The sequence below is a fragment of the Acetatifactor aquisgranensis genome (genome assembly GCF_943193215.1).
GTDB classification, from domain to species: domain Bacteria; phylum Bacillota; class Clostridia; order Lachnospirales; family Lachnospiraceae; genus Acetatifactor; species Acetatifactor aquisgranensis.
Window position 1 is genome coordinate 1 of the sequence record NZ_CALPDH010000063.1, and the last position, 10268, is coordinate 10268.

At 46.6% G+C, this 10268-nt stretch carries 10 protein-coding genes; all 10 read left to right on the forward strand.

Features of this window, described 5'->3' with window-relative positions; genetic code table 11:
- Positions 1 to 569 precede the first annotated feature (569 nt).
- The 10 genes from NFS35_RS27780 to NFS35_RS27825 all read left to right on the forward strand — a co-directional run bounded on the left by NFS35_RS27780 (position 570) and on the right by NFS35_RS27825 (position 9922).
- Positions 570 to 1307: a LytR/AlgR family response regulator transcription factor gene (locus NFS35_RS27780; RefSeq protein WP_016302989.1), complete on the forward strand. Its 738-nt coding sequence runs from the start codon at positions 570 to 572 to the stop codon at positions 1305 to 1307.
- On the forward strand, positions 1300 to 2736 hold the full coding sequence (locus NFS35_RS27785) for a sensor histidine kinase (protein WP_251210222.1): 1437 nt from the start codon (positions 1300 to 1302) through the stop codon (positions 2734 to 2736). Before NFS35_RS27780 ends, NFS35_RS27785 begins: the two co-directional genes overlap by 8 nt.
- A gap of 24 nt (positions 2737 to 2760) precedes the next feature.
- Positions 2761 to 3504, forward strand: a complete 744-nt coding sequence (locus tag NFS35_RS27790; protein ID WP_016302987.1) for a DUF6033 family protein — start codon at positions 2761 to 2763, stop codon at positions 3502 to 3504.
- Positions 3505 to 3632: 128 nt separating this feature from the next.
- Positions 3633 to 4313, forward strand: coding sequence for a DUF6033 family protein (locus NFS35_RS27795; protein WP_251210223.1), 681 nt, complete (start codon positions 3633 to 3635; stop codon positions 4311 to 4313).
- A gap of 219 nt (positions 4314 to 4532) precedes the next feature.
- Positions 4533 to 5081, forward strand: a complete 549-nt coding sequence (locus tag NFS35_RS27800) for a hypothetical protein (RefSeq protein WP_160556320.1) — start codon at positions 4533 to 4535, stop codon at positions 5079 to 5081.
- A gap of 322 nt (positions 5082 to 5403) precedes the next feature.
- The gene (locus tag NFS35_RS27805) at positions 5404 to 6048 is read left to right on the forward strand and encodes a hypothetical protein (RefSeq protein WP_172485056.1); all 645 of its coding nucleotides are present in this window, start codon (positions 5404 to 5406) and stop codon (positions 6046 to 6048) included.
- Between the two features lie 100 nt (positions 6049 to 6148).
- A complete protein-coding gene (locus NFS35_RS27810; protein WP_251210224.1) occupies positions 6149 to 6688 on the forward strand; it encodes a hypothetical protein in 540 nt (179 codons plus the stop codon).
- A 246-nt stretch (positions 6689 to 6934) separates the two neighbouring features.
- Positions 6935 to 7432: a hypothetical protein gene (locus tag NFS35_RS27815; RefSeq protein ID WP_016293595.1), complete on the forward strand. Its 498-nt coding sequence runs from the start codon at positions 6935 to 6937 to the stop codon at positions 7430 to 7432.
- Between the two features lie 109 nt (positions 7433 to 7541).
- Positions 7542 to 9086 (forward strand): hypothetical protein, encoded by a 1545-nt coding sequence (locus NFS35_RS27820; protein ID WP_251210225.1) that lies wholly within the window; start codon positions 7542 to 7544, stop codon positions 9084 to 9086.
- Between the two features lie 218 nt (positions 9087 to 9304).
- Positions 9305 to 9922, forward strand: coding sequence for a hypothetical protein (locus tag NFS35_RS27825; protein ID WP_330640508.1), 618 nt, complete (start codon positions 9305 to 9307; stop codon positions 9920 to 9922).
- Positions 9923 to 10268 lie beyond the last annotated feature (346 nt).

Genomic DNA, 10268 nt, shown 5'->3' on the forward strand with positions numbered 1-10268 from the left:
TAGGTTTCAATTTTACATTATTTCCGTGTGCTTTTAGGGGCATTTTTACATTAGCGAGGGTGCAAACAGTTGTTCTGTGGTTCTTTTGCCTGATAGTATATACTCGTAGGCAAAAGTCGGTTATTATCACGGAAACAGGATGGGAGTTTTCGTGATAGTATAAGGGTTTCCGTGATAATATACAGAGTTTCCGTGTTTGCTTATGATTAAAGCGGTAAAAACTATAAATGATCAATAAGGGAAAGGGCTGTTTCGGCAGTCTTTTTTCTCATGTCTTAAGATTTCACAATTCATTTCTTTATATTTCAAATTTCACAGATATTTTTATAGTGGTTCAGAAAATAATAAGTTGGAAAGTGGGAAAATCAGTTAATATGCTTACACGGTGGTTTGCGTTTCCCCCATATCGGACGAATGGCGAAAAACTTTAGGGGTGATTTTGAACTATTTATGGAAAAGAAAAAGATTTCGTTCCCTTTCAAATAGGGTTTCGTTCCCTCGCGGCTGACTGCGCCAAAATTCTGCCGATATAAAAAGTAAAGAGAATTGTCCGTGGGGAAGCTATGCCCATGGAAAGTGAATTGCAGGTGATGGGATTGAACATAGCCATATGTGATGATGAGGAAATCATCCGTGAACAGATAAAGGAACTGATAGAAAAAGAAATACCGGGCATATGTGCCGGATTATACGAGACAGGGGACGCGCTGCTTGCTGCCGGGAAGCAGTTTGACATTGTGTTCCTTGATATACAGATGGAGGGGACGGATGGGATTGAAACGGCGAAAAGGCTCAGGCAGAGGGATGAAGATACCATACTGATCTTTATTACGGGAATCAGAGAGTATGTTTTTCAGGCGTTTGACGTGGCGGCGTTCCACTATCTGCTAAAGCCCATTGAGGAAGATAAGTTCCGGGAGGTATTCCACCGGGCAGGACGGGAGCTGGAAAAGCGGAAAAGCAAACGGCGGGAAACGGTGTTCATAAAGACGAGGAACAGGAGTTTTTCACTGGAAAAGGACAGCATCCTCTATATTGAGAGCAGAGGAAAGAAAGTGGAAATACACACCACGGGGGAGACCATAGAGGCATATGCGTCCATGAATGAAATGGAGGGGCAGCTTGGAGGCGGGTTCTTCCGCTGCCACAGGGGGTATCTGGTGAACATGGCATATGTGGCGGAATATGACAGCGGGAGCATTACCCTGAATAATGGGGAGTGCGTTTATCTGGCAAAAGAGAAATACGGGGAGTTTGTAAAAGCCTATATGCGGTATCTGAGAAACGGGGTGGGTGCTGATGGCTGAATGGGTTATGGGATTGATCAGTGTTTTATTGTGCCTGTTTGAAGGGTACTGCATACAGTCCTTTTTTGGTGGGTTTGCAGTGCCAAAGCTGTGCAGGATAAGGAATGCGGGATGGGCTGCGGGCATTGCATGGATTGTGATAAGGGCATTTAGTCAGGGTCTGTTTTCAGATATGGACAGCGTATCGTTAATCATAGAACTGCTTTTTACATTCTGCACTTTATTTGTTTTCTGCGTATGCTGGTATCGGGGAAATGTCCTGCTAAAGATATTTCTGGCTGTCCAGTTCATCTCACTGCGGGAACTGTCATTCTGGGCGGGGTACAGCCTGCTCTATATTGGAAATGAGATGATAGAGGTACTGGTGCATAAAGCAGGTACCAGTGCGGCGGAATATCTGCCCGTGGCGGCAGGTATCCTGTCCTGCTTTGGGGCTGTCCTTGTGGTAGCCACAAAATGCGCCCTGCTTTTTGTTTCCACAAGAAAGATAGCGGGGAGTTATTGCAACAAGGAAAGAGGGCGGATGGGTAAGGAAGTGTTATTCTATCTGCTTCCCTCTGTGGCAGGCACGTTGGTTTCGGTGCTTGTGCGCCTGCTGCTGATCACCGTTACGGACGGCGCCCCGGTACTGTTGTATGAAAAATATCCGGTACTATACCTTATCATTCCTATGATAGCTCTCGTGCTGCTTGGAGCTATCGTGTTCAGTTTCCGTATTTATCAGAACATGGCAGCTCTGCAGGAAGAACGGGCGGAGAAGATCATACTGGAAAACCAGATCACGCAGATGCAGGGTTCAATGGTGGAAATGGAGCATCTGTATGACGGGGTACGCTCGGTCAAGCACGATATGAAGAACCACATGGCAGTCCTGCAGAACCTTATACAGAAAAAGTATAGTGGGGAAGATGAGGAAATCCGGCAGTATTTTGAGGGTATGTATCAGTCGGTGGAACAGCTTGACAGCAGGGTGCATACGGGCAATGCAGTCAGTGATGCGGTGGTGGGCAGCAAGTTCCGTTATGCGGCAAAAAAGGTAAAAGGAATTAAGCTGGATGCAAGGGGGTTCATGCTTTCAGATGCCGTTACGATAAAGGCTTATGATATGGGGATTATTCTGAACAACGGGCTGGATAATGCGATTGAAGCCTGCATGAAAATGAGGGAGAAACAGCCGTATGCAGAAGCCTATATCACGATCCGGTCTTTTCGGGCAAAGAATATGTATTTTATAGAAATTGAGAACAGCTTTGATGGTATGGCACTGTTCGACAAGGAAAGCGGCCTTCCCATATCAACAAAAGAAGATAAGGAGGTGCATGGAATAGGGCTAAAGAATATCAGAAAATGTGCAGTAAAATATGGCGGCGATATGGACTGTATTGTAAAAGGCAATAGATTCACATTGTCGGTCATGGTAAAAAGTTAATCAGCAGGAAGGAGAAGAATTATTATGAGCATTTTAGGAGTAAATGATATGTTGGCGGCATATCAGTATGCGAATAAGGCGCAGAAAAATAATGCCACAGGGAAAACCAGTTTTGCGGACACCGTAAAGCAGACTGCAGAAAATAGTTCCGCATCGCGGGAGGAGCAGTATGTGGAGTATCTGAAACAGCGATATGGCGCAAACGTGATGGTGAAAAATATCGGTAATGACCAAAGGAGTATTGACAACTTCGGCGCAAGCATAGCGGGGTATAACAATATTGTAATCGCTCCAAATATTTTAGAGAAGATGGCAAACGACCCGGAGAAAGCAGCCCATTATGAAAAAATAATCCAGAAAGGGCTCGATGACCTTCCAAGATGTAAGGCGGAAATGTCAATGAATGGATTCGAGATGTCTTCTTATGCCGTGAGTATTGATGAAAAAGGTGTGGGGTATGTATATGTGACCGGGGATCTGAAACCGGAAGTGCGGGCAAAGATTGAAGCAAAGGTGAGAGCAGAACAGGCGGCAAAACGGGCAAGACGGGTGCGGTATCAGGAGCTTGCCGAGGAAGCAGCGGCGGAGCGCAGAGAACGGACAGAGCTGCAATATCATAAACAGCTTATGGAAGATGCCCTGAAAAAAAGTGGTTTTGATACGGCTGTAAACTATCACTTCATCAGCCGGTCACAGGTGTCGGCGGCGGCAATGGCTTATGAAAGTGCGATTGGTGCATACAGCAGTAATGTGTTGGGAAATATCTGATAACTGTACTAATGTTATAAAATTTGAAGTAAAACAGGATATGCCCGGACTTACCACAAGGGGGCATGGGCGGCTCTGAATGACAGAGGAGCTGTTAATAAAATATTGATAACAATGGAGGATATAGGATGTCGGTAGCAGGAATTAACGGAACAGCAAATTACCCTGTCTATACACCGGGTAAGGCAACAGGGAAAGTATCAAATAACAACTTTAGCCAACAGATTAACCATGCAAAAGCAGGAAATGTACATACTTTTGCGGACACCGTAAAGCAGACTACGGGAAGCGATTCTGTGTCGCGGACGGAAGCATACAAAGATTATCTGAAACAAAAATATGGAAATGTGCGGTATGAAAGCATCGGGAGAGACCAGAAAAGCCTTGATCGGGCAGGAAAGAGTATGAGTGGCAATGATGTTGTAATAGCACCGAACATTTTGAAACAGATGGCAAATGACCCGGAAAAAGCAGCTTACTATGAGGGCAAGATTGATGATTTCTTTAATGCAACTCCAATGTTGAAGGCATCATTTGCGGCACGGGGGCTTGATTATCAGCCGTGTGGGGTAGTTGTACATGAGGATGGAAATGTTACCTATATCGGTGGTTGCGCAGATTCTCCAGAACGTGTGGCAGAAGTGAATGCCATCAATAAAGCAAAACGGGAGAAAGCGGCGGCACAAAGGAGGGAAAGTCTGGAACGCAGTCAGGAAGCAGCGGCGGAGCGCAGAGAACGGACAGAGCTGCAATATCATAAACAGCTTATGGAAGATGCTCTGAAAAAAGTGGCCTCGATACGGCTGTAAACTATCATTTCATCAGCCGGTCACAGGTGTCGGCGGCAGCAATGGCTTATGAAAGTACGATTGGTGCATACAGCAGTAATGTGTTGGGAAATATCTGATAACTGTACTAATGTTATAAAATTTGAAGTAAGGAAGATCATGCCCGGACTTACCGCAAGGGGGCATGGGCGGTTCCGAATGACAGAGGGGCTGCAGATAAGATTTTTGGAAGGAGGAAAGATGTCAATGAATGTAAACGGCATAAACAATGGCGCTTATATGACCGTTCAAAAAGGGAGAGTCCCAAAATTAAGGAATGAATCATCCAATTTTCAGAACAGCTTTAACGGAGTACATACTCTTGTAATGGGCGGCCTGTGTTCAAGGGGATTGGCCGATGGCGGCTGTGTCACAGTTTATAAGGCAGAGGGGTATAGTGCTGAAAATCCAATCATGCGGGTTGTCACCAGGGCGGCGGACGGGCAGGAGCATGAGCAGTTGATCTACCCTGCAAAGGTAGACCCGGCAAGTGCGACAAGAACGGAAATAGATGCGCTGGCGGCGTACTTGGTGGACGAGAAGAAACTGGACGGCATGGCTGCATTAAGGATAGGGGCAGGGGCGGAAAAGGGGACAGAAAGTTTTTCCACCGCTTTTGCTGAAAAGAAGAATTTCTATGCCATTGCGGAAGAAATGATGAAGATGCAGTATGAATGCCGCAATCTTGCGGGCTATGCATCGTATCAGAAAATTCTAAGCGCGTTTGATGCGTTTATGGATAAAGGCTGAAACCGGGCAGCACATTGGTATACAGATATATTCTTTACATCTTATTCCGCACAGGCGCATAATGCTTTGCCTCTGCGGTCTGCCCGGAGGCGAGGGGCGGATGTAGGTGATAAGAGAAATGAAACTTTTTTGGAGGCTGGCTCGTATTATTAGCGGATGGTAGCGAAAGGGGGTGTTTGTCATGAAGTTTGGCAGGGGAGGCTAGGCGGTATGTCTGCATGATGGGATGAACTGCTCGGACTTAATATGAGAGAGCAGAGGCGGCTTTGAACGAGAGAGGAGCTGCTATCAAAATAATTGATGACAATGGAGGATTTGAAAAATGAACGTAAATGGAATAGGACAGAATTATTATCAGAACAATGTATCAGCGAATAGATACAATAGGAGCAGGGCAGGACAGTTCTACCCGCAGAAACAGGCGGCAGAGGAATCCGCTCCCGGAAGTGCAAGGCAGAATGCCAATGTGCAGGATATATATGACGCACTTAAATCAACAAATCCAATAATGGGGCAGGAGGAAAACACCGTATCAAATGACAGCGGGCTGACAGTGTGGTATGGCGATAAGACCTTGGAAGAATGGGCGGCAACAGACCCGAAATATACGGACAAAGCAACAGGTTTTTCATGGTATGTCAGGGATGGGAAGCACCCTTATATGACGGGGGAGGATGCTAAGAAATTTAAGGAAATGTGCAAGGAAACGGGAGAGTCGTGGCTGAAAAAGTTTGCGGAAATGACAGGAACGATACAGTACCTTGATGACAATACAACTGCCTATGTGGGAACAAACGGTACAGCGATTAAATCAAAGGACGGAAAGGAACTGTTTATAGATACGTCATCCATGACTTATGACATGATCATGAATATGTTCAGTAATCGGCCCAAAAGCGGGAACTATTTTGACAGCTCATATTGGCAGAAAAATATCCAGAAAGCTATGTTTTCTGTAGAACAGTGATGCTTTACATATTCAGACTGACACGGTGTAGCTGGGGGTGGAAACATATCACCCCCAGCCACAATATTGAATAAATGACAATAGCGGAGGATTTGAAAAAATGAATGTAAATGGAATAGGGACAGCAGGATATCAGGCATGGCAGGGAACAAGAAAGGCACAGCAGAATGCGGTAAAAAGGTGTTTTGCGGAGCAGGTAAACAATGTGGCAGATACTCCAAAAGTCTATAATATTTTTACAGATGAAGATATGTTGTGGACAGGAGGGAACGGCACAGGGCTGTCTTATTATCTTAAGTATGCGGAAGATTCAACAGAGGATGATCCGACAATCATTGCAAAAGGTGTTGATGAGAATGGGAATGAATTTGAAAAAACCATACATATCAACGAGATAAATCCCAAGTCAGCGACTGTTGTGGAGATGCGTGCTTTGGAAGCACATATGGGGGTAAAGAAGCTGGGGGGATTTACTTCCCTTCCGATGGAAGCCGGGGCTATGGGATTAAATGACAGGACAGATTTCATGGATATGTTCCAGAAGCAGATCGGCGACATGAAGCTGTTGCTCCAGAAAAAGACGGCGGCATATTATCAGTACAGTATGCAGGCATATTGGGATTTTATGAATAAGAAATAAATTCCATCGGCTGAATATCTCCAATAAGCCACAGCCTGACAAGGCAGGGAAGGCATCCCTGGCTTTCCGGCAGATTGGGGAAATTGAGGAGTAGGGAGAGGAGGTGAGGGCCGGTATGGGATTTGACAGGGGAAGTTAGTTGGCATGTCTGCATGGAGGCAATGAACTGTTCGGACTCATTACGAGAGAGCAGAGGCGGCTCTGACCGACAGAGGAGCTGCCATAAAAAAGAAATGGAGGACTGAAATGGGCATTAACGGAATAGGAACAGCGGGATATCCGCTGACAGGATACACTGCAAGAAAGACAGGAAGAAGCGCGGAATCCGGGGCTGTGGGATTCATGGAAACGGTGGAAGAAAAGGCGGCGCAGGGAAAGGCAGCCGACCAGGATGAGAAAGCCTTTGAGATGGTTGGCCCGAACGCCCCGCAGGAAGTGAAGGATGCGTGGATGGAGGCGGCGAAAGAAGTAAATGCGAATGGCATGGGGATCCGGGGCAACGGAATGATGAGCCACATATCGCAGATGATGGTGCAGAGGCTTAATAAACAGCTTAAGGGTGAAACGGAGAATTTTGACATCCTTGGAAGCACGGTGGAATCTGCGATCCAGGCAACGAAAGAGGCGCTGTACGATTTGGAGCATCCAAGGGTATATACGCCCAGGAGCATAGAGGTCCAGCAGGCCCGCATCAAAGAAGGAGAATTTTACAGGGCGTTTTTGGAGAAGCTGGAGAAATTGTAGGATATATTATGGCACAGAAGGAAAGCATCTTGGGTGCTGATGCGACTCTGGAATGACAGGTGTGTGGCTGTTTGATAACTAATTGACAATAATGGAGGATGATCTGACAATGGGAATAACTAATGTAAATGAACAAGGTTCCGCATATGGAGCGGCTTTCAGAAATAAGCCGGTATACTTCATGACGGGAAAAGAGACGGAGGCATTTTTTGAAGGGAAGATGCGCAGGAACATGGAGCTGCGGGAGGACACCTGTACCCTCAGCAGCAATAACACTTACCGCAGGCAGCATACCACTTATGAGGTTTCCAATCAGGACAAAGGCAGCACATTCCTGGATTTGAATTTTCTGATCAAGGATGAGACCAGCAGCCTGAAAGGAAGCCTCAGTGATAAAAAGGATGTGGATTTTTATAACTTCTCCATCCCATTTATGAACTTTCAGCGGAATTGCTTTGGCGTTGAGGTTTATATAGATATGCCGGAAGGCTGTGATTACGATCTTACCCTGTATGACGAATACGGCAATCAGGTGGGGAAGGCAGAGCGGGACGGAGAGGGGCGGAAGAAGCTGACCGTCCCTAATTGGGATATCAATACCAATCAATACTGCTTCAAGGTAGAAAACGGAAACGGGGAGGAGATTTCCCCGGATGATTATTATAAGATCAGTTTCCATGTTACTGAAAACAAGGAGCATGAAAAGACTGATGCCGTTAGGGAAGCATATGGGAACCTCCACGGGGCATACAGTCAGAAAGATGAAAACTGGCGGGAATATCTTGATCAGTATAATGCCGTCTTAAAGGAGACGGAGCAGAATTATATAAAAGAACTGGAGCGGCTCCACCAGAAACAGTTTGACAGCCTGCCGGAAGAAAAGAAGTATAAGGGCGGGCGCACCGTGGATGAACTGCTGCAGGACATGGCAGATGGGAAGGACTTAAACGATGCGGAACTGGAGTATGTGAAGATTTTTGCCAACCTGAAAGACATGGAAAAGGCACAGAATATAGCGGAGCTGAAAAAAAGCTTTTCAGATGATTTCGTAAAGGATCTGGAAAGCATGGGCATTTCCCGTGATGACATAGAAGGGATGCAGGTACGGATTGGGAGCAATGGGGATGTGTCCGTGGACGGGATAGAGGACGAGGGCGTCCGGGAACAGGTGCAGAAGCTGATAGATGAAAAGTACGGTGACCGGATGTACCAGTATTACATAGGGATTGCGGACAGCGTGGGAGACCTGTCCTCCAACACATACCGGTATGCCACGGACATACAGGAAGTCCGGCGCTACCTGAAAGGGGTTACAGGGGAGGACATTTCCTTAGAAAATCTCTATCTAACACCTGACGGGAAGATTGGAGGGCTGCCGGACAAGGCGGCTGATCTGATCAATAAGACAAAGGACAATGCCAGGATAGAACGGATGAAGGATGCGCTGGTGGATATCATAGGGAAGATCAGGATAAGCGGAGACTTGGGGATTCCCGATTTCACTTCACAGTTCCAGTTCAAGGATGGGGCGTTCTCCGTGGCGGACAGCGGTTTTGCGGTGGATATGGGCGCACTGGATGGCCGGTTTACACCAAAGTCCTCCGGCAATATGTATTCCGATATGTATAAATATCAGTTCAAGAAAGTTTTATAAGACCCACGGCTGCGTATCCCGAATAAGCCGCAGCTTGATAAGGCAGGGCAGGCATCCCCGGCGTTCCGGCAGAACGGGGAATCTGCTTGGATTTATTACAAGGGAATAAGGGCGGCTCTGACCAACAGAGGAGCCACAGATAGGAAAAGGAATTGTGAGGTGGGCGCATGGGAATTTCGGTTTCAAGTACACTAAATTCGGCCAATACGAAACACAGTATGTCACTGAGCAGCAGAGGGCCTGACTGGTCTTTGATCCCAAGCGCTGGGAAAAGCAATAAATCAAAGGCCGAGTTTGCTGATGAGATCAAGGAACTGGCACGGAGAGCTGCGGAGACTACGAGCAAGAAAGAACTGGAGTATATCCACAGCCAGAGGGCGAGGTTATGTGCGGAATACATATCTGACGTATCGCCCGACAGGAGAGCGTTGTACCGGCAGGCTGAAAATTCGCTGAAGAGACAGAACGGCAATCCGAAATGCTACGGGAGCGGGGAACTGACGCTGCTTGACTTCCTGGAGGCGGCAGACGGGAGGGCGGAGAACCTTGCCGAAAAGAAGTTTGCGCTGGCAGGGGGCGGAACGCTGACCTGCCCGATCCTGACAAGCGGGGGATATGGCGCGGATATTTACTATCAGGGTACAAAGGTGCTGACATATCTCGGTTCGGGATATGGGTGGGCTTGTGAGAGGACTCCGGCTGAACGGGAAAAGGAAAGGGAGTTTTATGGGATTTATTTTGATGAGTACCGCTCCCTAAAGAATGGTCAAGGGGAGGAACTTGAAGCACTGCCGGATTATTTGGATGAGAAGCCGTCTTTTGACAGGAAAGCATAAACAGGGGTATCTGAATAATCGACTGGATTTCAAAAACCTCGTGAACGTATATCCCCGATAGGCCACAGCCTGACAAGGCAGGGAGGGCATCCCCGGTGTTCCGGCAGATTGGGGAATTGTAATTTAATTTGTCCCAGTTCGCTTTATTGTGTCCGATAAAATGCGTGTATAAATATACAATTTTGTGTATGGTTTATGTGCCTTAAAATGTGCAGTTAAGTAATGTATGATATAAATAACTTTAATAGGGAGTGGTTATATTTATGAAAGGTGTTAGTCAGCAAATGGGTCGGTAAAGTTATATGGCCAGTAAACCAGATTCTCTTACGTCCCTGTTGCTATGGTA